A 24,312-nucleotide genomic window follows, 5' to 3' on the forward strand; every position below is an offset into this window, starting at 1 on the left:
ATCCGCTGCCTTGTTCCTGGCGGCGCCCGCCGCTGCCGCGCCGAACGACATGGCACGGGTCATCGACGAAGGCATGAACCGCAGCCAGGTGATGCTGACCGCCCATGAGTTGATGGACGGCATCGGCCCGCGCCTGACCAAGTCCACCAACATGACGCGCGCGGAAAATTGGGCGATCGCCAAGTTCCAGCGCTACGGGCTCACCAACGTCCATCGCGAGCCGTTCGACTTCGGCCGCGGCTGGGACCTCATCGGCTCCAGCGTGCGGATGGTCTCGCCGCGCGCCATCGAGCTGACCGCCATTCCCGTCGCCTGGACCCCGCCGACCAACGGCGCAGTCACCGCGCCGATCGTGGTCGCGCCGATGAACAAAAGGGAGCAGTTCGCGGCATATCGCGGGAAGCTCGCGGGCAAGATCGTCCTGACCAGCCTGCCGGGCGAGGGCAGCGAGCCCAAGGAAGCGCCGTTCAAGCGCTTGTCCGGCGAGGAAATCGGCAAGCTCGACCAATATGAGCAGCCGAAGTACGACCCCGACAGCGCCGCGAACATCCGCAAGCAGGTGCAGTTCGCCCGCGATCTCGACGCCTTTCTTGCAAGCGAGGGCGCGGTTGCGCGGGCGAAGATCGCCTATCGCGACGGCAAGCTGGTGTCGGGCGAAGGCTACAACCACCAGGTCGGGGCAACGGACAAGGTGCCGACGGTTGAGATCGCGGCCGAGGATTATCGCCGATTGGCTCGGCTCGCCAGGACCGGCCAGGCGCCGGTCCTAGAGATCCGCATCGACGCTCGGTTCCTGGACGGCGACACGATGGCCAACAACATCATCGCCGACATTCCAGGGGCCGATCCCAAGGCCGGTTACGTCATGGCTGGTGCTCACTTCGACAGTTGGATCGCGGGTGACGGCGCGGCCGACAATGGCGCCGGCAGCGTCGTCGTCATGGAAGCGGCGCGCATCCTTCGGCAACTTGGTGTCCGGCCGAAGCGGACGATCCGCTTCGCCCTCTGGTCTGGAGAGGAACAGGGCCTGTTCGGCTCGATCAACTATGTCCAGAATCACATCGCCAGACGCCCCGTTACGATGGGACAGGTCGGCTTCGTCAATTACATCGCCGGCAAGGATGCCTATCCGATGACGCCGCTGCCGGGCTATTCGGATCTGAAGGCCTATTTCAACATGGACAATGGCTCGGGCAAGCTGCGCGGCGTCTATGCGGAAGGCAATGCCGCCGCGGTTCCCCTGCTCCGTGAATGGCTGTCGCCGTTCAACAGCATGGGCGCGAGCGCGGTCGTGGCCGGGCCAACCCGCGGCACCGACCATGAGTTCTTCACTTATGCCGGGCTGCCGGGCTTCCAGTTCATCCAGGATCCGCTGGATTACGAAAGCCGCGTCCATCACTCGAGCATCGACACCGTCGACCATCTGAAGGCCGCGGACCTGCGCCAGGCTTCGGTGGTGCTTGCCGGGATGCTGCTCCAGGCGGCGAACAGCGACAGGGAGCTGCCGCGCATGCCGCTGCCGGGTCAACCCGTGCCGACGGATCCGTTCAAGTACGAATATCCCGATCCCAAGTAAGGGAGGGGAGGGCGCTAGGCCTCCCGCGCTGCCGCGGCTAAGTTGTTGAGGAACGGAGGTTCCTCAGGATCGTTGCACGCCTGTCTCCTCTTGGACTTGGCAGGTGTAACATGCGTATCCCGTATATTTCCGCTCTTGCTGCCGGAGCGCTCGCGCTCGGCGGTTGCGCTTACGGCGGCCTCGGTGTCGGCGTCGGTGACCCTTATTACGGCTATGGCTACAACTCGAACTACGGCTACGGCAGCGCGGCCTACGGCTATTACGACCGCTACGCCTATCGCAGCCCGTACGGCTATGGCTACTCGCCTTATGGGTACTCGCCCTACGGCTACAACGGTGGCGGTTCCAGCATCAGCATCGGCATCGGCACTGGCGGCGGCTATTATGGCGGCTACTCGCCATTCGGCTGGTATAATAATTACTATTATCCGGGCAGCGGCTACTATGTGTACGACCGCTATCGCCGGGCGTACCCGATGACGACCCAGCAGCGTCAATATTGGTCGCAGCGCTCGCCTGCAGTCACCACCCGAAGCACGACGACGAGCAGCACGCGCGTTCGCCCCAACTGGAGCGGATTCGACCGCCAGACGGCGAGCCGCGAACAGCGGCAGGCCGTCCGCCAACAAAGGCAAGCAGTCCGCGAGCAGCGCCGGGCTACGCGGGAGCAGCGGCGCACCTCGACGCGCGACGAGTAAAGGTCCGCTGGCGACAGAAGGGCGGCCTTCCGGCCGCCCTTTTTCATGCGGCTGCCGGCCGCCGAGCGATCAGTACGATCGACGTGTAGGTCATCACCTCGACACCGTCCTGGTTGGTGACGACGGTCTTGGACCGGAAGGAGCCCATTTCCGGGCGGCTCGTGGACGGACGCTTGTCGACGATCGTGCTATGTACGTGCAGCTTATCGCCGGGGAACACCGGCTTTTTCCAGCGCAGCTCGTCGATGCCCGGAGAGCCGAGCCCTGCCTGCTTGCTGTCGATCACATGGCGAGCGATGACAGCCATCGTCATCGCGGTCGTATGCCAGCCGCTGGCGGCAAGCCGGCCGAAGTGGGTTTTTGCGGCCGCCTCGTCGGATAAGTGGAACGGTTGAGGATCGTACTTTCGGGCGAAGTCGATCACTTCCTCGCGCGTGACGTCGTAGGAGCCGAAATAAGTTTCGGCTCCCACGTCGAGGTCTTCGAAATAGATCATCGCCAGTCCTTCGCCGCAAAGCTGCGGTGAAGCAATCGGAACGCCGCTCCTAGAAGCGGCGGCCGACCTTGAGCCCGATCATCCGCGGGCGCGTGTAGCTGGTGTAAATGCGTCCGCCGAGCGGGGTCAGGTTATCCGGATCGCCGCACGTCGTCTCCAGGCACTGGATCGCCTTCGAAACCTGGCCGCGGGTATCGAACAGGTTCTTGACGTAGACGTCGGCAGTCCAAGCTCCGCGGTCAATGCCGGCAGACAGGTCCACTTGGGTGTAGCTCGGCATGTTCCCGAAGACGCTGTTCTCGAACAGGCGAAGGTCACGGGTGCGCTTGCCTTCATAAGTGATGAGGCCCTGCACGTTCGCCTTCATCTGGGGCGCGACCTGCCATTCGTACCGCAATTGCGAGCTGCCCTTGAACTTGGCGGTCAGCGGCAGACGCGTTCCCGATGGTGCCAGCAAGGCATTTTCTTCCGGGACGCCATCCCCGTCGAGATCAACGTCGAGGGCGCAATTGAAATCCGCATTGGCGATCAGGCAGAAGTCGCGGGTGATCTTCGCATCGTTGTACGAAACGCCGGTGCTCCAGGTGAGGCCGGGGGCAGGGCGCAGCAGAAGATCGGCTTCGACGCCCCAGATGCGCGCTGACCCAGCATTGCGCACTTCGGTCAGGCCGTTCTGCCCGAGGAAGGACAGCTGCACATCGTCCCAGTCCTCACGGTAGCCGGCGACATTGAAGTGCGCGCCGCCACCAAGCTTGTACTTCGCGCCGATCTCATAATTGGTGAGGAAATCGGGCTTGTACGGGGGTAGCGACCCGCGCCGGTTGATGCCGCCCGGCCGGAAGCCGCGCGACCAGGTCGCGTAGGTGAGAAGCCGGTCGTTCGGCTTCCACGTGACGTTCAGGCGATGCACGAACCCGCTGTCCTTCGTCCCCTTGTCCACGTTCGTGCATGGGGTGCCGGACAATTCGGCGGGGCCGAAGCAGGTGGCAATGCCGGTGCTCAGCCAATTTTCGCTGGCGCCGAAGAAGCCGAACAGCGTATTGTTGTACTTGTAATAGCGGGCGCCGCCGGTGACGGTCAGCGTCGGCATGACGTCATAAGAAAGCTCGCCGAACGCCGCATAGTCGCGGTCGATACGGTTCTGGCGGGTCAGCCAGATGTTGCTTTCCGTGCCGGGGACGGTGATCTCGTCCGCGATATTGTCGATGACGTAATTCTCTTCGATCTTGTCGACCTGCCGCTGGTAGAAGAGGCCCGCAACCAGCCGCAGCCGCTGGTCCGCCGGGGAAACGAAGCGCAGCTCCTGGCTCAGCTTGCTGTAGCGGTGGTTGGAGACGACCGCCTGGTTTGGGTCAATCGTGTTCCCCGCGTTGTCGAACAGCGTGGACCCATAGAGCGCGTCGTAGAAGTAGCTGTAATCGCTATAGTCCGCCTCGATATCGACCCGGCGCTTCATGTAGGCGCCCGCATAGGTCATATCGAAAATGCCGACCTTGCCTTCAATCGTCAGCGCCGCCTGAACCCACTTGTCCCGCGTGGACTCCGGGTTGAACTGCATCGTCTGATATTTGCCCTGGATATTCTCCTCGGCGAAGTTGCCATTGGATTTCTGCCGCTGACCCATGATCGACGGGGTCACGGTCCATTGATCGTCAAGGTCGATCTTCAGCGCTGCACGCGCGCCGGTCGTAGAGCTGTGGTTGTAATCGTCCTCCGCCAGGTCGGCATTGTTGATCGTGATGCCGGCAGTCGGGAAGACCATCTCGCCCAGCACATTGTCGATCCAGCCGGAATCACGGCGATGCCAGCCGACGACGCGCAATGCCATGTTGCTGGTCAGCGGCGTGTTGATGAAGCCTTCGCCGAGATAGCCGAAGCCGCCGTGCGCGACATGGTTCACCTCGAGATTGGCCTGCCCATAGGTGCCGGAAAGATCGGGCTTGTTGGTGATCAGCCTGATCGTGCCGGCCTGACTGGAGGCGCCGTAGAGCGTGCCCTGCGGTCCGGCCAGCGCCTCGATCCGCGCCATGTCGAACACATGGACGTTGAGGGCGCCGCTGATCGTCGTAATCGGCTGTTCGTCCAGATAGGTGCCGACGCTCGGCAGCGAGGTGCTGTGGTTCGCATTCTCGCCCGACGCGACGCCGCGGAAGTATACGGTGTTGGTGCTCGGGCCGGCATTGCCGCCGCCGCCGCCGCCACCTTTGACGGAGAGTGACGGGACCAGCCGCGCATAATCTTCGAACTGATTGACGTGCAGGTCCTCGAGCGTCTTCGTCGTAATTGCGGTGATCGCCGCCGGGACGTTTTGAAGGTTCTCTGCGCGCTTCGTGGCCGTGACGACGATTTCCTGCTGGTCGACCGGGACCGCGCTCGATCGATTGGCAGGATCGGCCGGGGTGGGCGAGGTCGGCTGCGATGCGGAAGCGTCCTGCGCGAGTGCCGCGGTCGGCGCGGCGAGCATCGAACTGGCAAGGAGCGTCGCCACGAAAGCCGCTCGTGACGTGATGTGAGAAGTCGCGCGCATAGATCCCCCTGAATGCGAGTGTCACGAACCTGACACAGACGCTCGCGGCGTCAATGCTGATGTCGATGGCGTAACGAACTTTACGGGACTAGCGACGCCAATCTGCAACAGTGTCGCCGAGGGCGTCGGCGAGCGGCCCGAGCCAGGGCTCGTAATGCCGCCACTGCTCGGTTCCGGAAGCGTTGATCGGCTGGCGGACCTGCTCGGCGCTTGGGGTGCGGATCGGACGGCGGGTTTCGTGATGCGCAAGGCACGCATCGTCCCACTCCAGGCCCAGCGAAGCGACCAGCCGGCGGATTTCGCCCTCGGGATCAGCGACCAGATCCTCGTTGACAATGCGCGTCACCCATCCGGGCAGAACCTCGTCGATGTGGCGCATCATCCTGACATATTGCCGGTAGTAGTTTCCGATGTCGGAGAGGTCGTAAGTGAACGGCTGGCCTCGCGCGAAATGCTGTTTGAAATTCGAAAAGCCGCAGGCCAGCGGGTGGCGCCGCGCATCGACGATCTTCGCGTTCGGCAGGATAAGTTTGATAAGTCCGAGAAAAGCCCAATTGTTCGGCAGCTTGTCGATAAAGAACGGCCGGTCGGTGACGCGCTGCGGCGCGATGCGCTGCAGATATTCCTCGCCGAGTGCCCGGCATTGGTCCGCGGTCAGGCTCTCAAGGAAAGCCGGATAACGGCGCGTGCCCTTCTCGCCCTCCGCGCCGGCAAGGCGGCGCGAAATCATCGGAATATCCGGATGTTCGGTCGTGCCCTCGACCTTGGGGTGGGAAGAAAGGATCTGCTCCACCAGGGTCGATCCTGCGCGCGGCAGGCCGACGATGAAGATGGGGTCGGGCGAGGGGCAGCCGAAACCCTTTCGCTCCGCAAAGAATTCAGGTGTCAGCACGGAGATCGACCGATCGACCTGCCGCTCGATCTCACCCGGATCGTAATCGAGTGCAGTGCGCCGCTCGCGGTTCGCCGTTTCATAATGCGCGAAGCTTTTCGCCCACTGCGCGCGGTCCTCCATCGCTTTGCCTAGCGCGAAGTTCAGGTGAACCTCGTTCTCCGGGGTCAAACCTTCATGCGCGAGTGCTTGCCTCATCGCGTCGACTTCGCGGTCCGAAAAGCGGAAGGTCTTGAGGTTCGCGAGGCTCCACCAGATTTCACCGAACTCGGGACGCAACTCGGCGCCCTTGCGATAAGCGGCGATCGCTTCGTCGACGCGCCCCAAAGTGCGCAGATTGTGACCGACGCTCATCCAGATGCGCGGGTCACCGGGGTGCCGTTCGAGCACCTGCCGGTAGAGCGCAATGGCTTCCTCGTGACCGCCGAGCCGCCCGACGGCGGCTGCGCGCAAGCTGGAGTGCGCCAGATCCGATTCGCCTTGGGCGGTGATGCGGTCGAGTTCCTCGAGCGCTTCAGCGGGGCGCTGCTGCTTGTAAAGGACGGTCGCAAGGTTCGCGCGGGCGGCGGTGAAGGCAGGCGCAAGCTCGAGAGCTCGGCGCAGCAGGTTTTCGGCATCGCCAAGCCGCCCAATCCGCGCCGCTAGCTCGGCCATCATGCGGATCGCGGCAACGTCAGTCGGACGCCGCTTGAGCACGGGCCGCAAGATGCTCTCCGCGAGCGGCAGGTCGTTGTCGACGAGTGCGGACGCTGCCGAGATCAGCTCTGGGTCTCGAACGGACGCGCTGATCGCCGAAAGCTCCGCCTCGGTTGCGCCGTCATCATCGCCCAAGAGGCGAAGCGCGGTGCCGAGCAGCCGGTAAGCTTCAGCGCATTCGGGCGCTCCGGCGAGGACCTCACGCGCCTTCTCCGCCGCCCGCTCCGGCCGGTCCGGGAGCAATTGCCGGCAGTCCGCGAGGGCAGAAGCGAGGTTCAGTGCAGGCGCGGCGCTCGAAGCTGCGTTCATGCGCTGGAGCCTAGCCGCTGCTGGTCAGCCGGCAAGTGGCAACGCTGCGCGGGCTCGTAAGTTTGATCGGCCAATGACTAGCGAACGCAACCTGAGCTGGACCCACGTAGGCGCGATCGTCGTCCTCGCGGCGCTATGGCTCAGCATGCTGCTCCTCGGCACGGGCTCGGTCGACCAGACGATCTACCGCGCAATGTATGTCGGCGGCGATCCGGTGCTGGTCGGCATCGCCAGGTTCTTCACCGAACTCGGCGAGCCGACGTTCCTGATCGCCGCCGGCGTCGCGTGCTGGCTCTGGCTCTGGTATGCCGGACGCGCGCGGCTCGGCCTCGTGCTGCTCGCAATCGCGCTGCTCGGGCGCGGGCTCAGCCAGATACAGAAATATTGGTTCGGGCGACCGCGTCCCGACCTCAACGAACATCTGGTCCTGGTGAAGACGCAGTCTTTCCCGAGCGGCCACGCGAACAGTTCGATGATCTTCTTCCTGACCCTGGCGCTGGCGCTTGCGGGCGGCACGAAATGGGCGAGGCCGGCGGCAGTCGCAGCAATCCTCACTTCGCTGTGCGTCGGGACCAGTCGAGTGATGCTCGGCGTCCATTGGCCGAGCGATGTGATCGGCGGCTGGTCCTTCGGCTTGCTCTGGGTCCTGCTGACCCTTCGCCCCGCCGAGCGCCTGTTTGCCGGGCCGCGGGTTAGCGCCCCTAAACGTTGAAGCGGAACAGCAGGACGTCGCCGTCCTGCACCACATATTCCTTGCCTTCCGCGCGCATCTTGCCGGCGTCCTTGGCGCCTGCTTCGCCACCGCAGGCAACGAAATCTTGGAACCCGATCGTCTCGGCGCGGATGAAGCCGCGCTCGAAGTCGCTGTGGATCTCGCCCGCCGCTTCAGGTGCCTTGGCGCCCTTGCGAACGGTCCAGGCCCGCGCTTCCTTGGGTCCGGCCGTGAAGAAGGTGATCAAGCCGAGCAGCTCGTAACCGGCGCGGATGATGCGCGAGAGACCGGTTTCCTCAAGCCCGAGGTCGGCGAGGAAGGCATCCCGCTCGTCCGCCGGCAAGGTCGCGATCTCCGCCTCGATCGCCGCTGAGACGACCACCGAGACGGCGTCTTCCGCAGCCGCTTTCGTTGCGACCTTCTCCGACAGCGCATTGCCAGTCGCTGCGTCACCCTCGTCGACGTTGCACACGTAAAGCACCGGCTTGGCGGTCAGGAGCTGCGCGCGCTTTAGCGCCTTTTCCTCTTCGACGTCCTTTGGCTGGGTTAGCCGCGCTGGCTTTGACGCCCGCAGCAACTCGAGCGCCTGGCCGAGCACCGACGCTTCGATCTTCGCTTCCTTGTCGCCCTGCTGAGCCTTCTTCGCGAGGTTCGGCACGCGCCGCTCAAGGCTTTCCAGGTCAGCGAGCATCAGCTCTGTTTCGACAGTCTCCGCGTCGGCGATGGGGTCGACCCGGCCCTCCACATGGGTGACATCGCCTTCTTCGAAGCAGCGCAGGACATGGACGATCGCGTCCACCTCGCGGATATTGGCGAGGAACTGGTTGCCCAAGCCTTCGCCCTGGCTGGCGCCCCGAACCAGGCCGGCAATGTCGACGAACTCGATCTGCGTTTCGATTTCCTGCGCCGACTTGGCGATCTCGGCGATCTTGTCGAGCCGGGGGTCAGGCACGGCAACGCGGCCGACGTTCGGCTCGATCGTGCAGAACGGATAGTTGGCGGCCTGCGCCGCGGCCGTTTCGGTCAAGGCGTTGAAAAGCGTAGATTTGCCGACGTTCGGCAGGCCGACGATGCCGCAGCGGAAGCCCATTGATTGTCCTTGAATTTAGGGGTTGGCCGCCCCTTAGGCGAAGTTGAACGAAATGCTCAACCGTTCGCCCTTGGCGGTGCCGGGGAGAACCTCGTGACGAAGCCAGCTTTCCCACAGCAGCAGCAGCCCGGCCCGAGGCTCGACGATGACGAAGGTGTCGGCGCGTTGCGGCGCCGCCATCATCAGCGGCAGCCGGGGATCTTCGAAGCGGATGGCTCCAGACCCCCGCGGCACTTCGACATAAAGCGTGCCTGATAGGATGCTGTGCGGGTGGATATGAGCGCTATGGTGCCCGCCGCCCTTCAAGAGGTTGACCCACAGGCTGTCCAGCTTCGGCTTCACCTCCCATGCAAGCTCAGCCGCGAACAAGCGGGCGTGGCGAGTGAGGAGCTTCGCCAGCTCGGCGAACGCGGGGTCGCGGCGGGGGAGGTCGTCGAGCGAAGAGTAACTGGTGTAGCCGCGGTAAGCGTGATCCTTGGACCAGCGGCGGCCCGCTTGATCGTCCTCGGCAAGGCTGCGGATCGAATGCGCAAGCTCATCGAGGAGCGGGCCAAGTTCGAGATCCGCCTCGTACAGCTGCGTCGGAAACACCGAGCGGACGGCCATCAGCTTTGCATCCGAAGCGCGACTTCGCTCATGAACCGCGCGTCGTCGCCGTCGGCCAGCCACTCTGCTTCGGCGGCGATCGCGGCGAGCATGTCCGACAGCGGCTCCATTTCGGACTTGGCATAATTGCCGAGCACGTGCGGCGTCACGAGGTGCTTCAATCCAGGACCGGGATGGCCGATGCCGATCCGCACCCTGCGGAAATCCGGTCCAAACGCCGCATTGATCGATCGCAGACCGTTGTGACCGGCGAGCCCGCCGCCGACCCTTACCTTGACCTTGAAAGGCGCGAGGTCGAGTTCGTCGTGAAAGACGGTCAATGCACCAAGATCGAGCTTGTAGAAGCCAAGCGCCTGCTGAACCGCATCGCCGCTGTCGTTCATGAACGTCTGCGGCTTGAGCAGCATGATGCGGTTTCGTCCGATCCGTCCTTCCGCGATGACGCTTCTAAACTTCTTCTGCCACGGCCCGAAGCCGTGCACCTCGGCGATGATGTCGGCGGCCATGAAGCCGACATTGTGCCGGTGCAGCGCATATTGAGCGCCAGGATTGCCGAGACCGGCCCAGATCTGCATCGCGTTCCCCTAGCGTCTCGCCGCGGCAAAAAGAAACCGCCCGCCGGTAAGGGCGAGCGGTTCCTTTGTGTTCGCGAAGGCGGCGGTGCTTAGCGCTCGCCAGCCTCGTCCTGCGCCGCTTCGTCGGTTTCGCCCGCGTCGGCTCCGCCTTCGATCGTCGGGACCTCGCCGGCCGGCGTTGCTTCCGCGTCGTCCTCTTCGGACTTCATCGCCGACGGAGCGACCAGCGTCGCGACGGTAAAGTCGCGGTCGTCGATCGCCGGCGTCACGCCCTCCGGCAGCTTTATCTGGCTGATGTGGATCGAATCGCCGATCTCCAGACCGGTGACGTCGACGTGCAGCTCGTCCGGAATGCTCGCAGCATCGCAGATGAGCTCGATTTCGTGCTGGACGACGTTGAGGACGCCACCGCGCTTCAGGCCCGGCGAAGCTTCTTCATTTTCGAACCGGACCGGGATCGCCACCGTCACCTTGGTGTGCTCGCCGATGCGCAGGAAATCCGCGTGCACCGGGCGGCTGGTCACCGGGTGGAAGTCGATCGCCTTCGGCAGCGTACGATGCGCCTTGCCGCCGACATCAATCATCACGACCGAGTTCATGAAGTGGCCGGTCGAAAGCATTTTCGACAGCAGCTTTTCCTCGACGTGGATCGAGAGAGGTTCTTTCTTCTCGCCGTAGACGACGGCGGGTACCCGGCCTTCGCGGCGCAGTGCACGGGAGGCTCCCTTGCCAGCCCGGTCGCGCGCCTCGGCGGGCAGCGTCAGCTGTTCGCTCATTTTCGCATTCTCCGATTGCTAAAAACCCGCGCCACGCCTCCAGGGATGACCATTGGTGCGGGAAGCCGGCGCCTATAGGGTAGGGGCGCCGACATGGCAAGGAAGAGCCGGACGAGACCGCCCTCCGTTTACTTCGGGCATTCCCCGCCGAGCACCTGGGACATGAACCCCGCATCGTAACCGAGTTCCTGCCTCGAGCGTTTCGACACGAAGTAGCTGACGCTGCGCTTATCATCGACCGGGATTTCGATCACCCACGCGGGCTCAGGACCCGACGGCGTCTGCACGGCCTTTTCGCCGACCACCTTGAACGTCGAGGTTCCAAGCCCCTGGTTATACTTGAATACCGGCACGCTGAAGGTCACGCCCTTGCGCAACGGCAACGCGGCCAGCATTGGGCCGATCAGCGTTCCTTCCCAAACGCGATGGTCCAGCGGCTGAGCGATGTCGACCATCTTGCCATCCACTTCGCGCCTGCCGGTCACCTGCTTGTCGCCGTAGGTGAGTTCGATCTTCGTCTCGCCCTTGACCTTGTTCAGATAGGACACGGGGCGAAGGTCTGCGCGGCGCATGACGTAAACGTCCCTCATGTCGAAGCTGCCCCGCGCTCCCGACCCGGTCTGCCGGGTCGCCACCTCGATCAGTCCGCCCCTGGGACCCGGAAGGATGCGAATTCGCTGATGCGTGGTTCCGAACGGGACCGCACCATCCTTGCCCTCGCGTCGCATCGTGTAGCAGGCTTCGCCGGGCCGAATCGCGCGCCCATTGATCGGCGGCAGTGCGGCGACCTGTGTCGCTGCAAGAAGCGTGATAAGCATGGCCGACCTCCCTTTGCAGCGATCCGCTGCATCAATGCGTGTGGGTCGGCCGGTCTAGTCGAAGGGGCTAGGCGCGATCTTCGAACCCTTGGGCCGGCTCGACGAACGGCGAGTTCCGGCCGGCTTCAGTTCACCCGCCTCGACTCGATGCCTTTCTCGGCAAGCCGAACCAGAAGGCTGTCCGCCCCCGCGAGGTGCCCGGTGCCGACAGCAACGAAGACCACGCCCGGCGAGCGCATGCGGGCCGCGACCCAGTCCGCCCAGCGGGCGTTCCGCTCGGTGAACATCATCTTGTAGGTGCTGGGCGACCCGGCGCGCAGCTGGTCGAGCATATGGACGAACACGGCCTGGTCCCCGCGCTTCCACGCGGCCTGCATCTCGCCCATCGTTCGCGACAGCGTATCCGAGGAGCGTGCCGCAGCAGGAGGGGCGGCTCTTGCGGCTTTTGCCGGAGACGCGACGCGCATCTTGTTGAACATGTTGAGCTGGAACTCGAGTGTTTCCAGGCCCTCGACGGGCTTGCCGGCAGCTTCGGCCACGTGACGGAGCACCATGTCGGCGCCCTGGTCTATGCGCATGCCCTGGGAGCGGCCAGCATTGATCGCCATTCTGGTCGTCGCCAGCACCGATGCAGACGGTGTCACCGACGGCGCGCGCAGCGGTCGGTTGAACAGTTGCGGCGGCTCGCCCGGTTCGGGAAGCAGTGTTTCAAGCACGAGTTGATCGGACTGGTCGAACGCTGCGCGCACGCGCTCGTCGAACCACCGCGCATCGCCATCAAGCGCGTGGAATGTGCCGAACAAATAGATCGTGGTGTCGCTGTCTTCGATCTTGAACATGGCTGGCTGCGCCGCAGGCGCATCCGGCATGACCGGTGATGCGGCGGCTAGCGCGGCAGCGACGAACAGATTGACCATCCAGCACCCTCCCCGAGGCGGACGGAGCTGCGGAGATTTTCAGCGGAAGAAGGGCCGGGCGCACCTTGCCCGTGGCGGGAAAACGCCCCGCATTTCATCGACTTCCTGCATCAGACCCCCCAGCCCGATACCGAAGAGGATGGTTCACCGACTCACTAAAGAAAGTCTAGCGAAATCAGCGGCAGTTGTACTTTTTTCATGCCGCATGTGGAACGATCGGCTATTGGAGCCGACGCACGCGATAGCCGTCGCGCTTCAGCATCGACACCAGCGAATATTTCCCTGCCAGATGGCCGGCCCCGACGGCGACCATCACTGCACCCGGCTGCGCCATGCGCTTGCCGATCCAGCGGCTCCAATTCTGGTTGCGCTCGGCAATCAGGATCTTCTGGAGGTCGGGGGTCGAGGACATGTCCTGGTCGAAGGTCTTGGCCACTGCACTCACGTCGCCAGACGCCCAGGCCCTGAGCATCGCCGAGAATTGCTTGTCCATGCCCCCTTGCGCCGGCTCTAGCGCGCCTTCGAGGAGAGCGCGCTGCGCACCTTCGGGAAGGGCGTTGAAGAAGGTCAGCTGTTCGACATTGCTCTCGAGCTCGCCGACCGACTTGCCTTCCGACAGGAACTTGTTGCGCAGCACCGCTTCCACGCCATCGCCGCCTTTGAGACCCATATCCTTGAATTGGTCGCCCATCAGCAGGAAGGCGGCGGTCCAGGTCTTCATGCGGTCGAACGCCGCCGGAGGCATCTTGGTCCTGGCGATCGCCGCCTGAAGCGCGGCTCGCTTCTCCGCGGGGACGCGTTCAGCGAGGGGCGGCAAGCCCTCGGCAAAACCGAGGCTGGCGATCGCGGCCATCAGCTTGCCCGGATCCTTCTCGTCGATCACCGTCTCGACCACCAACTCCTGCGATCCGTTCAGTGCCTGGTCGAACTTGGACGTGCGCCATTGGTAATCCTTCGGCAGCAGGTGGATGGTGCCGAACAGGTAGATGGTCGTGTCATGGTCGGACACTTCCCACAGCGCGGGTTGCGCCTGAGGCGTTTTCGACGCGGCCGGCGCGCCGACGAGGAGGGTCGCGAGCCCAAGCGCGGACAGCGCCCGGTGGAGAACGGATTTCAGCATCGATTCAAAAGCCTTTCGTCCCGCCGTTCGCATTGTCTGGCTAAGGCCCGCAAGCTGAACCTCCACTTGCCCCTCTGGGAAGCATCCGCCAAAGCGCCCGCGACCGATATTCTTCACGGGGCACCTCCGCTTGAGCCTGAGTTTCCAGGACCTGATCCTTACCCTCCACCGCTATTGGGGCGAGCAGGGATGCGCGATCCTTCAGCCCTATGACATGGAGATGGGCGCGGGGACTTTCCATCCCGCGACGGTGCTTCGCGCGCTTGGCCCGAAGCCATGGAAGGCGGCCTACGTGCAGCCGTGCCGCAGGCCGACCGACGGCCGCTATGGCGAGAACCCCAACCGCCTCGGCCATTATTATCAGTATCAGGTGGTGCTGAAGCCGAGCCCGGAGAACCTTCAGCAGCTCTACCTGGGTAGCCTGACCGAGATCGGCATCGACCCGCTGGAGCACGACATCCGCTTCGTCGAGGACGACTGGGAAAGCCCGACACTTGGCGCCTGGGGCTTAGGTTGGGAGGTGTGGTGCGACGGCATGGAAGTGACTCAGTTCACTTACTTCCAGCAGGTCGGCGGGTTCGAATGCCGGCCGGTTACCGGCGAGCTGACGTACGGCCTCGAGCGGCTCGCAATGTACATCCAGGGCGTCGACAACGTTTACGACCTCAGGTTTAACAATGAGGGCGTCACCTACGGTGATGTGTTCCTCGAGAATGAGCGCGAGGCTTCCGAGTATAATTTCGAGGTCGCCGACACCGACCGGCTATTCGACGGCTTCCGCAAGGCGGTCGCCGAGTGCGAGCTTTGCATCGAGCGCCAGCTGCCGATCCCGGCCTATGAGCAGGCGATCAAGGCCAGCCACCTGTTCAACACGCTTCAGGCGCGCGGCGTCATCAGCGTTGCCGAGCGCCAGGCCTATATCGGCCGCGTCCGGGACCTCGCGAAGGCGGCATGTGGCGCGTGGGTTGAGAAGGCTGCCTGATGGCCGATTTCCTCCTCGAACTTCTGTCGGAAGAGATCCCGGCGCGCATGCAGGCGACTGCGCGCAACGAGCTTGCGCGCATGTTTGCCGAGTGCACCAGCGAGGCTGGGCTTGCGACGGGCGCGATCGACGTCTTCTCGACGCCGCGGCGGTTGGCGCTGATCGCCCGCGACGTCGCGGAGCAGACGCAAGCCAGCCGTGAGGAGATCAAGGGGCCGCGCACCTCGGCGCCGCCTCAAGCGCTCGACGGATTCCTGCGCAAGACCGGGCTGAGCCAGGACCAGCTTGAGGAGCGCGAGGGCGTCTATTTCGCCGTGGTGGAGCGGCCCGGACGCGGCGCCGCCGAGATCCTCGGCGAAGCGATTGCGCGGATCGTCGCCAACTTCCCCTGGCAGAAGTCCATGCGTTGGGGTGCCGGATCGATGCGCTGGGTCCGCCCACTGCATTCGATCGTCGCGATGATTGGCGAGGAGATCGTGCCGGTCGAGGTCGAGGGCGTCACGTCCGGCGCAACCACGGTGGGCCATCGCTTCCATCACCCCGGTCCGATCACGCTCGGCGGCGCTTCCGATTATCTGCAGAAACTGCGCGCCTGCCACGTCATCGTCGATCATGAGGAACGCGAGCGCATCATCCGCGACGGTGCCGACGCTGCGGCTACGGCGCGCGGGCTGACGTTGCTGGCGGACGAAGGGCTGGTGGTCGAGAATGCCGGCCTGACCGAATGGCCAGTGCCGCTGATTGGCGAGTTCGATCCTGAGTTCCTTGAAGTGCCCCGCGAGGTGATCGTCCTCACCATGCGCACCAACCAGAAATATTTCGCCTGCACCGCCAGCGACGGCGGCCTGGCCGCCGCTTTCGTGTGCGTCGCCAATATCGAGGCGAGCGATGGCGGGAAGGCGATCGTCGAAGGCAACAAGCGCGTGCTCGCCGCCCGGCTGTCGGACGCGCGCTTCTTCTGGGAGCAGGACCTTAAGGTCCCACTCGAGCAGCAAGCACAAAAGCTTAGCGGCATCGTCTTCCACGAAAAGCTCGGCACTGTCGCCGACAAGGTCGAGCGCATCGCAAAGCTCGCGCGATGGCTGGCGGAAAGTGGGGCCGTCCACGCCGATCCCGATGAGGTCGAGCGCGCGGCGCGGCTGGCGAAGGCCGACCTCGTCACCGGCATGGTTGGCGAATTCCCGGAGCTGCAGGGCGTCATCGGCGGCTATGTCGCCGAGACGCAGGGCGAGAGTTCGTCGGTCGCTGCCGCCGTTCGCGATCATTATAAACCGGCGGGGCAGGGCGACGACCCGCCCACGGCGCCGGCGACGATTGCCGTCGCCCTCGCGGACAAGCTCGACAGCATCGCTACCTTTTTCAGCGTCGGACTGAAGCCGACCGGCTCCAAGGATCCGTTCGCGCTGCGCCGCGCGGCGATCGGCTGTATCGAGATCATCACCAGCAACCGCCTTCGGCTGCCGCTTACCGAAGCGCTCCGCGGTGCGCTCGCGAACCGTGCAGGCCAGGGCAGCGACGCCGAGGCCGTTCACCGCTTGGACGGCACGGCGGTCGACCTTCTCGAATTCTTCGCCGACCGCCTCAAGGTGCAGCAGCGCGGCGCCGGCGTTCGTCACGACCTGATCGATGCGGTGTTCGCGCTCGGCGGTGAGGACGACCTTGTTCGCCTGCTCGCCCGCGTGCAGGCGCTTCAGGCCTTCGTCACGACGGGGGAGGGTGCGGACCTGCTGACCGCCTACAAGCGTGCCGCCAACATCCTCAAAAAGGAGGATTGGAGCGGGCCGCAGGTGATGAGTTCACGCGCCGAGCAGGGCATCCCGCAGACCGGTGAGGAAGACCCGCTGGTGCTCGTCGATGATCCGATCCTCGGCGACGCTATCGCTGAAATGGCCGCAGGGCATGCAGGCGCCGACCTGCCGCAGGAGCAGGCGCTGATCGATGCCCTCGACGCAGCCGAACCAAGGGCGATCGAGGCGATCCAGCAGGAGGACTTCACCGCCGCCATGGGCGCGCTGGCGCTGCTGCGGAAACCGATCGACGACTTTTTCGATCATGTGACCGTCAACGATCCCGACCCGGCCAAGCGCGAGCGCCGGCTTAACCTGCTCACCCGGTTCCGCGACGCCGTGAACCAGGTCGCGGATTTCTCCAAAATCGAAGGTTAGCGACTAGAGCGGGCGGTCGTCGCGGACGCCGTCGCCATCCCGGTCGCGGATCGCAGCGCCGCGCAGGCTGTCGCGATGCCGCCATTCTTTCTCCTGGTCCGTCCAGTGGCGCTCACGCTCTTCGTGCGTTTTCTCGAGCTCACGGCGGCGCGTCACTTCAGCTTCGTAGCGCGACTTCCACTTGCGGCGGCCGCCGGCGGTCAGGAACATGCCGATCAGCAGGCCAAGCAGGAAAACGAGCCCGCAAATGGCCCACAAGTTCGGATCGCTGGTGATGTTCATTGCGCTTCCTTAACGTCGAGTGGTTTGCGGCGACTACGCATCAGCGAGCCGCCGCGTTCCACTTAGGCGTTGAGGAGGTTGTCCTTGATCGAGCAGGCGGCCGGGCCAAGGATGACGACGAACAGCGTCGGCAAGATGAAAAGGATCAGCGGCACGGTCATGATCGCCGGCAGGCGGGCGGCTTTTTCTTCCGCGCGCATCATCCGCTGGTGGCGGAATTCGGCCGAAAGGACCCGCAGCGCGGACGCTAGCGGCGTACCGTACTTCTCGGTCTGGATCATGGTCGTGACCACGCCGCGAACAGCTTCCAGGTCGACGCGCTCGGCGAGATTCTCGAAGGCTTGGCGGCGTTCGTTGAGGAAGCCGAGTTCGATGGCCGTGAGGCCGAATTCGTCCCCCAGTTCCGGATAGGCCTTGCCGAGTTCCCTCGACACGCGGCCGAAGGCGGCGTCGACGGTCAGGCCGGCCTCGGCGCAGATGACGAGAAGGTCGAGCGCGTCAGGCAGGCCCTTGCGGACCGCGTTGCTGCGCTTGGTGACCTTGTTCTTCAGCCAAATGTCGGGTGCCTTGTAGCTGCCGACGAGGATCCCGGCGACGGTCATGTAACGGCGGAGCGGCGACCAGTCGGGTTCGAACCCGAATACGTAGAGCATCAGGATTGCGGCGATGCCGAGCACGACCGGCAGTACGAAGCGCGCAAAGATGATGAAGAAGGCCAGGTCCTTGGTCCGGATGCCGGCCTGCATCAGACGCGTCTGCGTCTTCTTCAGCTGGTCGTCCTGCAGCATCTTGAACTGCGTCAGGATGCCGCGGACACGGTCCGCCGCCTGGTTGCGGTTGGTCAGCTTCTTGCGCTTGTTGGTCGAGGCGACGATGCCCGCCTTCAACTGCTCGCGCCGCTCGTTCAGCGCTTTCACGCGCCGGGCCATCGGGTCCTTGACCGTGGTCGCCGCGTAGATGGCGAGGAGCACGGCGAAGGCTGCGACGGCGCTGAGCATCGTCGCGATCCAGATGACGTCGAAGCCGAGGATTGTGGGGCCGCTCGGGACCTGCTGCATGGCTCGGTTTCTCCGTCAGATCTCGAAATTGACCATTTTGGCCATGATGAAGACGCCGACGCCCATCCAAATCAGCCCGCCGATCCCCGCGACGATCAGCCGCTGGTCGGTGAAAAAGCCGCCCATGTAGGTCGGGTTCACGAACCACACGAGCGTGAACACCACGAAGGGCAGCGAGCCGACGATGTAGGCGGAGGCCTTCGATTCCGAGCTCATGGCCCGGATTTTCAGCTTCATCTGCGCGCGCTTGCGCAGCACGTCGGCAAGGTTCGACAGCGTTTCGGCAAGGTTGCCGCCGGTCTCGCGCTGGATCGCCAGCGTGATGACGAAGAACTGGAACTCCGGCGTGCCGAGGCGGTCCGCGGTTTCCTGAAGGGCGGCTTCCATCGTGCGGCCGATCTTCATCTTGTCCGCGACCATGCGGAATTCGACGCCGACCGGTCCGGGAACCTCGCTGGCGACGATTCCGAGCGTTTCGGTGATCGGCAGGCCGGAGCGAAGGCCGCGCACCATCAGCTCGATCGCGTCGGGGAAGTTCGAGGTGAACTTGTTGACCCGCCGGTTGATCAGCTTGCCGATGATGAAGTGCGGGCCGCCGATGCCGAAGAAGATGCCGACCAAGACGGAAAGGATCAGCGGCGCGCCGCGGAACATCAGCAGGAGGGCGATAAAGCCCGTCGCGCCGAGGCAGATCATCGCATATTTGCCGAGGCTGATGTCCTTGCCGGTCATCTCCAGCCGCTTGCGCAGCAGCGCCGGCTTAGGGATCAGCGTGGTGGCATAGCCTTCGAACTTGGACGCGCGTGCGGCAAGCAGCTTGCGGATCTGCGCCTGGGCATTGCCGGCGATGACGTCGCCGTGGCGCTCCTTGATCAGCTCCATGCGGCGCTTGACCGCTTTGGAGGGAGAAGGACCGCTCATCGCCATATAGGCGAGGAAAAGGGCGCCGAAACCGCCGACAAGGAGTAGCCACAACAGCATTCGCGTTTTCGCCTCTCACTTCATGCAGGTGCCTGCGGCGCCCGCGCGGGAATTCAGGCCGCTTTTTCTTTCGGCTTCGACAGCATCGACTTGAGGTTGGTGACGATCGACTTCGCCGCCGCTGCCGGAGCAGCACCCTCGCCCGACGCGCCTTCGGCGCTGGCATGGCTGAGCACCATGTTGGAAAGCGCATTGAACGGCGCGGCCATCTTGCCGCTTGCGACTTCCGCCATCGGCTTGCCGAGCTTGGCGGCCTGGGCCGCAAGCTTGCCGTCGAACGGGAAGACGATGTCCACGGGACGTTCGATCGACTGCTCAAAGTCCTTTCGCGTGATCTCCAGGGCACCGCCCGAAGGGACGCTGTTCGCCACCACGATAACCTTGGTCTGCGGTGCGTTGGACTTCAGCCATGCGAGGATCCGGATGGTGTCCCGCGTCGCCGACAGCGTCAGCTCCGCCACCACGACCGCGACATGGGCGTCGTGGACGAGGTGCGGATGCTGGATCAGCATCTGGCGCGGCAGGTCGAGCACGGTCGACTCGAACGCATTCCGCATCTCTTCCTGAAGCGCGAAGAACGCGCTTCCGTCCGTCACCAGCGGCTGGTGGATCGGAGCTTCGGCAGAAAGGACCGAGAGACGCTCATTGGCTCGCACCATGGCGCGCTCGATGAACAAGCCGTCGATGCGGCTCGGGTTCTCGATGGCGTCGGTAAGGCCACGGCCAGGCTCGAGGTCGAGCGCAAGCGCCCCCGTTCCGAAGTGAACGTCGAGGTCGAGAAGCGCGGTCGAGCGCCGGGCCTTTTCGCCGAGCAGCCACGCGAGCGAGGTCGCTAGCGTCGACGCGCCGACGCCCCCACGGACGCCGATCACGGCGGCCATCACGTGCGGCTTCTCGGCCTGGGCTTCACCGCGCGGGCCGGACAGGATCATCTGCGCATGGGCGAACGTGTCGCGCAGCTGGTCGGCCGTGAATGGCTTCAGCAGATAATCGTGGATGCCGCTTGCGACGAGGTCGCGATAGAGGCGGACGTCGTTGACCGTGCCGGCCGCGATCACGATCGTCCCCGGCTCGCAGACTTCCGCAAGCGCGTTGATGTCGTTGAGCGGGTCCGCCGACTCGCTGAGGTCCACGAACAGAATGTTCGGGCTCGCTGAGACCGACAGGGCCTGAACGGCATTGCGCAGTCCGCCCTTGTTGACCTTTTCCGGAGACCAGCCGTGCTCGACGGCGATCGGCCGAAGCATGTCGGCGGTCGCATCGTCGCACACGAAGGCGGTGAAGGGATCGCGCAGTCCGGCGCGTGCTTGGAACGGAGCGTTCATCACTGACCCTTTGTGCTGATGTCCTGCAGACCCTTGGTGCCGGTCGGCGGAGTGCTGCGATAATATTGGACGGCGCGAGAGCCGGTCCGGACGTCGATGGTCCCGTCGCCGTCCTGACCGTGGATCAGGTCCTCAGGGTTGGCGACCATCGCTGCGAGGTTGGCGTTCACGCCGCACCCGAAGTTCGAAATGTTGCGGTTTTCGAAGTTCGGCTGGGACGGGCGGCTCCAGTCCGGGCAACCCGGAACCTCGGCCCGGCGGCGGCTGACCACGACCCGGACGTTGCCGGGCTGCACCATGCCGGCGGTGACCGGCGCGCCTTCAGCGACCATCATGCCGTACTGGCCGGCGATGGCAGCGACCTGGGCGCGCGCGGCATTGGCGTAATCGCCGTCGACATAGATGCGGTCGCCGTAGCCAAGGCCGAGACCCTGGAACCAGCCGTTGAGCCGGTCTGGTTCACCCGGAGCAAGCCCGCCATCGGGCGCCGCCGCGTTGAAGACGTAGTCGGCGCTCGTGACGACCGGGACATGAACCGCTGCAACGCCGGTGTCCGGCAGGTCAGCAGTGCTGCACGCCGCAATAGTGGACGCGAGAGCGATGAGGAGGAGTTTGGAACGCATTGTCGTTTCCTTCCTGGATGAGCCCTGCATCACAACTTGAAGCCGGGAGCGGCGACCGCGCCCGTGATTGGTGCCGCCGGAGCAGCCTGGACCGCCGTCGGCGTGACAGCGCCGCTCTTGCCCATGAACGTCTGCCCGAGCAGGTCGCGCTGCGCGTCGTTCGGAACCCGAAGGCCGTCGGTCGGCGTCGCAAGCTGGCCGGAGACCGGGCGCACCAGGTAAGGCGTCACGATGACGACGAGCTCGGTTTCCTGCTTCTGGAAGTTCGTCGACCGGAACAGCGCGCCGAGCACCGGAAGGTCGCCAAGGAACGGCGCCTTCTGAATGCTGTTGTTTGCGGTGTTGCGCAGCAGGCCCGCGATCATGATCGACTGGCCGGAGCCAACCTCGACGGTCGTTTCGGCGCGGCGCGTGGTCAGCGCCGGGACCGTATAGCCGTTCAGCTTCACGGAACCGGCGTCGCTCAGCTCGCTGACTTCCGGACGGACCCGCATCGAAATGCGGCCATCCGCAAGCACGACAGGCGTGAAGGCGAGGCCGACGCCATATTGCTTGTACTCGATGGTCACGGCGCCAAGCGACTGTGACACCGGGATCGGGAATTCGCCGCCGGCGAGGAAGCTGGCGGTTTCGCCCGACAATGCGGTGAGGTTCGGTTCGGCGAGGATCGACACTAGGCCGTCCTGCGCGGCGATATCGAGCGAGCCGATCAGATCCAGGCCGAACAGCTTGCCGCTGGCCGAGAAGGTCGAGCCGATCGCCGTGCGGATGATGTCGCCGGCACCCTTGCCGTCGCCACCCGGGGCCGGAAGGTAAATCCCGCCGCCCTGCGCAACGCCGAACTGGAAGCCGCCGGTCGGATCGCTCGACAGGAGATTGACGCCCATGCGCTTGACGGCGGTGCGGTTGATCTCGGCGATGCGGACCTTCAGCGTCACCTGCAGCGGGGTCGCGACACGAAGTCGGCTGACCGGGACCATGGTGAGTGGCGCGCCGGGTTCGTTGACGTTGACGCCGGGATTCAGCGCCGCTTTCACCAACATCTCCGCCTGCGCCGCATCTTCTGGCGAGGCGACGGTGCCGTTGAGGATGGCGACCTGGCCGACGGTCGTGACGCGCACGTCGGAGCCCGGCATCGCTTCACGGACGATCTCGTTGATCGCGCTGATGTTCTGGTTGACGCGGACATTGGCGCCATAGACCACGGAGCCGTCGGCGGCGGTCGCGATGATGGTCGCTTCGCCAGGCTTCTTGCCGAACAGGTTCATCTGGCGCGGGCCGTTGACGTAGACGTCGGCAACTTCGGGGTTCGAAGTCCAAACGCTCGCGACGCTGCGCGACAAGTTGAGCATCTGGCCTTCGCCCACCGACAGCAGGACCTGCGTCGACGGCCGGTAGGCGCCCGAAGTGTAAGCCTTCGGCTGCGCTGCGGCGGGGACCGCGAGGCCGGCCGCGGCAACGCTGGCGGCAAGCGCCGCGACAGCAGTGCCGACACGGGCGCGGCGAGTGATTGCGTGCATATTCATTTTAGCGAGCTCCCACCGGAACGACGGTGACATCATTGCCACGAGCAACACGGACCACCGGGCCGACGCGGACCGGGGCAGCCCCCGGCACGCCAGCGCTTGCCGGCGAGGCGGCAGGCGCTTCGGCGGTCTTCGCCGGGACGCTGCGGCGCTGGAAGCGCGACACGTCGCCACCCGTCGTGAAGGTCGTATTGTTGTCCATCGGGCGGCCGGCATAAGCGAGCAGCATCTGCCGCTCCTGCAGGGGCGAGGCATTGTTGGGGACCTTGATGTCGCCCGATGCGACCGCACGCTGAAGGTCGGCGCTGGTGTCCGCGATGGAGCGCAGCGACAGCGACAGCTGACCGACGCTCTGCGCGACCGCAACCTTTTCGGCGATCCGCGGAGTCACTTCGATCGTGACGTTGGAGAAGGCGCGGACTTCCGTTTTGCCGTCGGCGTCCTTGTCGGTGATCCGCTGGTCGGTCGCGAGGACGCGGACGTTGCGGACGATCGTTTCGGACACCTTGAGCGGAGGCCCGTCGCCGCCGCCGGTTACCTGCTGCGTCAGCACCATGTCGACGCGGTCGCCCGGAAAGACGAAACCGGCGACGCCCGATGATGCATTCACCGGGACGGTGATGGCGCGCATGCCGGGGCTGAGCGCCGCAGCCAGGAAGCCGCGGTCCTGCGGGCCGACGAGGGAGCCCCGGGTGACCGGCTGGCCGGCGGTGATGGCGTAGCGAACGACGGTGCCGAGCAGGCGCTTGGGATCGCCGTCGGGCTGGCCTTCGACGTAGTAAGCGTTCTGCATCAGCTCCTTGGGCCAGGGCTGGAGGGTGAAGCTGTCGGCATCGATGATCGTGCCGACGGGCAGCGCCTTCTTGGCGACCAGCACCTTGGGACCGACCGGCACTGCGGGCGCCGCGGCAGCCTGCGGCGCGGCGGCGCCAGCAAACATGTTCTTGGCCATCACGGCGGTGATCACCGCGATAACCAGCGCTCCAACGAGCAGAGCGAGCTTTTTCACATCCATGGCGCGACGGCCTCCCCTTGGGCTCTCTGAGCAGCCTCAGACATCAGACAAATTGGTTAAGAAAGCGTTGGGTGAGAATCGCGAGACCGCCGAACGCGATTGCGACTCCGTATGGAATTTCCGGCCTGCCCTCGCGCTTCCGGGCGCGGTGCCAGGCAAGCACGATCAGGGTCAGAACCCCGCCGGCCAACGACATCAGCACGAGGAAACGCAGCGTTCCTTCGGGCGAAAACCAAAGGGCGAGGGCGGCGGCCAGCTTGACGTCTCCACCGCCCATCATCCCGGCGTAAAATGCGAGCGCGAGCAGCACGAACACCGTCAAGCCGGCCGCGAGCTGGATCGCCATTCCCGGCCACGGGCTGAGCGCGATCGAAAACCAATAAACCGGCGCGAGCAAAGCCACCGTCAGGTTCAGCCGGTTCGAAATGGTGAACGTGCGCACGTCAATGACGGCTGCGACCACCAGAAGCGCGGCGAGGCCGAGCAGCAGCAAATCGGTAAATGCGCCGTTGATCATGGCCTCACCACTAGACGGCGCGGCTTTCCA

The 24,312-nt window shown here is 64.7% G+C and carries 23 protein-coding genes; 5 read left to right on the plus strand and 18 right to left on the minus strand.

All coding sequences use genetic code 11. From position 1 onward, the window contains the following. Window positions 1–49: 49 nt before the first annotated feature. Together VIL42_10040 and VIL42_10045 are read left to right on the plus strand one after the other, a co-directional pair. Window positions 50–1,576: a M20/M25/M40 family metallo-hydrolase gene (locus VIL42_10040; protein HEY8593186.1), complete on the plus strand. Its 1,527-nt coding sequence runs from the start codon at window positions 50–52 to the stop codon at window positions 1,574–1,576. 110 nt (window positions 1,577–1,686) lie between these two features. Further along, window positions 1,687–2,274 (plus strand): hypothetical protein, encoded by a 588-nt coding sequence (locus VIL42_10045; protein ID HEY8593187.1) that lies wholly within the window; start codon window positions 1,687–1,689, stop codon window positions 2,272–2,274. Window positions 2,275–2,317: 43 nt separating this feature from the next. On the opposite strand, the gene VIL42_10050 is transcribed toward VIL42_10045, so the two are convergent. The 3 genes from VIL42_10050 to VIL42_10060 all read right to left on the minus strand — a co-directional run bounded on the left by VIL42_10050 (window position 2,318) and on the right by VIL42_10060 (window position 7,194). Continuing rightward, a complete protein-coding gene (locus tag VIL42_10050) occupies window positions 2,318–2,770 on the minus strand; it encodes a MaoC family dehydratase (protein HEY8593188.1) in 453 nt (150 codons plus the stop codon). Window positions 2,771–2,819: 49 nt separating this feature from the next. Further along, window positions 2,820–5,297 carry a TonB-dependent receptor gene (locus VIL42_10055; GenBank protein HEY8593189.1) on the minus strand — a complete coding sequence of 826 codons (2,478 nt, stop codon included), beginning with the start codon at window positions 5,295–5,297 and terminating at the stop codon, window positions 2,820–2,822. Window positions 5,298–5,385: 88 nt separating this feature from the next. Further along, entirely contained in the window at window positions 5,386–7,194 is a 1,809-nt protein-coding gene (locus VIL42_10060; GenBank protein HEY8593190.1) for a sulfotransferase, read from the minus strand. Window positions 7,195–7,267: 73 nt separating this feature from the next. On the opposite strand from VIL42_10060, the gene VIL42_10065 reads away from it, so the two are divergent. Then, window positions 7,268–7,906, plus strand: a complete 639-nt coding sequence (locus VIL42_10065; GenBank protein ID HEY8593191.1) for a phosphatase PAP2 family protein — start codon at window positions 7,268–7,270, stop codon at window positions 7,904–7,906. On the opposite strand, the gene ychF is transcribed toward VIL42_10065, so the two are convergent. From ychF to VIL42_10100, 7 genes are all read right to left on the minus strand, one after another. Next, window positions 7,896–8,996, minus strand: a complete 1,101-nt coding sequence (gene ychF, locus VIL42_10070; GenBank protein ID HEY8593192.1) for a redox-regulated ATPase YchF — start codon at window positions 8,994–8,996, stop codon at window positions 7,896–7,898. The two genes, VIL42_10065 and ychF, sit on opposite strands and share 11 nt — an antisense overlap. A 33-nt stretch (window positions 8,997–9,029) precedes the next feature. After that, the gene (locus VIL42_10075) at window positions 9,030–9,602 is read right to left on the minus strand and encodes a TIGR02466 family protein (GenBank protein ID HEY8593193.1); all 573 of its coding nucleotides are present in this window, start codon (window positions 9,600–9,602) and stop codon (window positions 9,030–9,032) included. Then, complete coding sequence (gene pth, locus VIL42_10080; protein ID HEY8593194.1) at window positions 9,602–10,177, minus strand: aminoacyl-tRNA hydrolase; 576 nt, start codon at window positions 10,175–10,177, stop codon at window positions 9,602–9,604. Before pth ends, VIL42_10075 begins: the two co-directional genes overlap by 1 nt. An 89-nt stretch (window positions 10,178–10,266) precedes the next feature. After that, window positions 10,267–10,953, minus strand: a complete 687-nt coding sequence (locus VIL42_10085) for a 50S ribosomal protein L25/general stress protein Ctc (GenBank protein HEY8593195.1) — start codon at window positions 10,951–10,953, stop codon at window positions 10,267–10,269. 128 nt (window positions 10,954–11,081) lie between these two features. Beyond that, a complete protein-coding gene (locus VIL42_10090; GenBank protein HEY8593196.1) occupies window positions 11,082–11,771 on the minus strand; it encodes a hypothetical protein in 690 nt (229 codons plus the stop codon). A 125-nt stretch (window positions 11,772–11,896) separates the two neighbouring features. After that, window positions 11,897–12,688, minus strand: coding sequence for a TraB/GumN family protein (locus VIL42_10095; GenBank protein HEY8593197.1), 792 nt, complete (start codon window positions 12,686–12,688; stop codon window positions 11,897–11,899). Between the two features lie 220 nt (window positions 12,689–12,908). Beyond that, complete coding sequence (locus tag VIL42_10100) at window positions 12,909–13,808, minus strand: TraB/GumN family protein (protein ID HEY8593198.1); 900 nt, start codon at window positions 13,806–13,808, stop codon at window positions 12,909–12,911. A 130-nt stretch (window positions 13,809–13,938) separates the two neighbouring features. Between VIL42_10100 and VIL42_10105 the strand changes: the two genes are divergently transcribed. Further along, complete coding sequence (locus tag VIL42_10105; protein HEY8593199.1) at window positions 13,939–14,790, plus strand: glycine--tRNA ligase subunit alpha; 852 nt, start codon at window positions 13,939–13,941, stop codon at window positions 14,788–14,790. Then, complete coding sequence (gene glyS / locus VIL42_10110; GenBank protein ID HEY8593200.1) at window positions 14,790–16,955, plus strand: glycine--tRNA ligase subunit beta; 2,166 nt, start codon at window positions 14,790–14,792, stop codon at window positions 16,953–16,955. Before VIL42_10105 ends, glyS begins: the two co-directional genes overlap by 1 nt. 3 nt (window positions 16,956–16,958) lie before the next feature. On the opposite strand, the gene VIL42_10115 is transcribed toward glyS, so the two are convergent. From VIL42_10115 to VIL42_10150, 8 genes are all read right to left on the minus strand, one after another. Beyond that, window positions 16,959–17,237 carry a hypothetical protein gene (locus VIL42_10115; GenBank protein ID HEY8593201.1) on the minus strand — a complete coding sequence of 93 codons (279 nt, stop codon included), beginning with the start codon at window positions 17,235–17,237 and terminating at the stop codon, window positions 16,959–16,961. 62 nt (window positions 17,238–17,299) lie between these two features. Beyond that, on the minus strand, window positions 17,300–18,295 hold the full coding sequence (locus VIL42_10120) for a type II secretion system F family protein (GenBank protein ID HEY8593202.1): 996 nt from the start codon (window positions 18,293–18,295) through the stop codon (window positions 17,300–17,302). Between the two features lie 15 nt (window positions 18,296–18,310). After that, a complete protein-coding gene (locus VIL42_10125) occupies window positions 18,311–19,276 on the minus strand; it encodes a type II secretion system F family protein (protein HEY8593203.1) in 966 nt (321 codons plus the stop codon). Between the two features lie 53 nt (window positions 19,277–19,329). Next, window positions 19,330–20,601, minus strand: coding sequence for a pilus assembly protein CpaE (locus VIL42_10130; GenBank protein HEY8593204.1), 1,272 nt, complete (start codon window positions 20,599–20,601; stop codon window positions 19,330–19,332). Then, the gene (locus tag VIL42_10135) at window positions 20,601–21,224 is read right to left on the minus strand and encodes a CpaD family pilus assembly lipoprotein (GenBank protein HEY8593205.1); all 624 of its coding nucleotides are present in this window, start codon (window positions 21,222–21,224) and stop codon (window positions 20,601–20,603) included. Before VIL42_10135 ends, VIL42_10130 begins: the two co-directional genes overlap by 1 nt. A gap of 29 nt (window positions 21,225–21,253) precedes the next feature. Then, window positions 21,254–22,750, minus strand: a complete 1,497-nt coding sequence (locus VIL42_10140) for a type II and III secretion system protein family protein (GenBank protein HEY8593206.1) — start codon at window positions 22,748–22,750, stop codon at window positions 21,254–21,256. A gap of 1 nt (window position 22,751) precedes the next feature. Next, on the minus strand, window positions 22,752–23,765 hold the full coding sequence (gene cpaB / locus VIL42_10145; protein HEY8593207.1) for a Flp pilus assembly protein CpaB: 1,014 nt from the start codon (window positions 23,763–23,765) through the stop codon (window positions 22,752–22,754). Between the two features lie 43 nt (window positions 23,766–23,808). Next, entirely contained in the window at window positions 23,809–24,282 is a 474-nt protein-coding gene (locus tag VIL42_10150) for a prepilin peptidase (GenBank protein HEY8593208.1), read from the minus strand. Between the last annotated feature and the right edge of the window lie 30 nt (window positions 24,283–24,312).

Origin of the sequence: Sphingomicrobium sp., assembly GCA_036563485.1 — a bacterium.
GTDB lineage: Bacteria > Pseudomonadota > Alphaproteobacteria > Sphingomonadales > Sphingomonadaceae > Sphingomicrobium.

Coding starts and splice junctions, on each gene's coding strand:
- VIL42_10040 (HEY8593186.1), top strand. CDS start 50: ATGGCACGGGTCATCGACGAAGGCATGAACCGCAGCCAGGTGATGCTG.
- VIL42_10045 (HEY8593187.1), top strand. CDS start 1,687: ATGCGTATCCCGTATATTTCCGCTCTTGCTGCCGGAGCGCTCGCGCTC.
- VIL42_10050 (HEY8593188.1), bottom strand. CDS start 2,770: ATGATCTATTTCGAAGACCTCGACGTGGGAGCCGAAACTTATTTCGGC.
- VIL42_10055 (HEY8593189.1), bottom strand. CDS start 5,297: ATGCGCGCGACTTCTCACATCACGTCACGAGCGGCTTTCGTGGCGACG.
- VIL42_10060 (HEY8593190.1), bottom strand. CDS start 7,194: ATGAACGCAGCTTCGAGCGCCGCGCCTGCACTGAACCTCGCTTCTGCC.
- VIL42_10065 (HEY8593191.1), top strand. CDS start 7,268: ATGACTAGCGAACGCAACCTGAGCTGGACCCACGTAGGCGCGATCGTC.
- ychF (HEY8593192.1), bottom strand. CDS start 8,996: ATGGGCTTCCGCTGCGGCATCGTCGGCCTGCCGAACGTCGGCAAATCT.
- VIL42_10075 (HEY8593193.1), bottom strand. CDS start 9,602: ATGGCCGTCCGCTCGGTGTTTCCGACGCAGCTGTACGAGGCGGATCTC.
- pth (HEY8593194.1), bottom strand. CDS start 10,177: ATGCAGATCTGGGCCGGTCTCGGCAATCCTGGCGCTCAATATGCGCTG.
- VIL42_10085 (HEY8593195.1), bottom strand. CDS start 10,953: ATGAGCGAACAGCTGACGCTGCCCGCCGAGGCGCGCGACCGGGCTGGC.
- VIL42_10090 (HEY8593196.1), bottom strand. CDS start 11,771: ATGCTTATCACGCTTCTTGCAGCGACACAGGTCGCCGCACTGCCGCCG.
- VIL42_10095 (HEY8593197.1), bottom strand. CDS start 12,688: ATGGTCAATCTGTTCGTCGCTGCCGCGCTAGCCGCCGCATCACCGGTC.
- VIL42_10100 (HEY8593198.1), bottom strand. CDS start 13,808: ATGCTGAAATCCGTTCTCCACCGGGCGCTGTCCGCGCTTGGGCTCGCG.
- glyS (HEY8593200.1), top strand. CDS start 14,790: ATGGCCGATTTCCTCCTCGAACTTCTGTCGGAAGAGATCCCGGCGCGC.
- VIL42_10115 (HEY8593201.1), bottom strand. CDS start 17,237: ATGAACATCACCAGCGATCCGAACTTGTGGGCCATTTGCGGGCTCGTT.
- VIL42_10120 (HEY8593202.1), bottom strand. CDS start 18,295: ATGCAGCAGGTCCCGAGCGGCCCCACAATCCTCGGCTTCGACGTCATC.
- VIL42_10125 (HEY8593203.1), bottom strand. CDS start 19,276: ATGCTGTTGTGGCTACTCCTTGTCGGCGGTTTCGGCGCCCTTTTCCTC.
- VIL42_10130 (HEY8593204.1), bottom strand. CDS start 20,601: ATGAACGCTCCGTTCCAAGCACGCGCCGGACTGCGCGATCCCTTCACC.
- VIL42_10135 (HEY8593205.1), bottom strand. CDS start 21,224: ATGCGTTCCAAACTCCTCCTCATCGCTCTCGCGTCCACTATTGCGGCG.
- VIL42_10140 (HEY8593206.1), bottom strand. CDS start 22,750: ATGAATATGCACGCAATCACTCGCCGCGCCCGTGTCGGCACTGCTGTC.
- cpaB (HEY8593207.1), bottom strand. CDS start 23,765: ATGGATGTGAAAAAGCTCGCTCTGCTCGTTGGAGCGCTGGTTATCGCG.
- VIL42_10150 (HEY8593208.1), bottom strand. CDS start 24,282: ATGATCAACGGCGCATTTACCGATTTGCTGCTGCTCGGCCTCGCCGCG.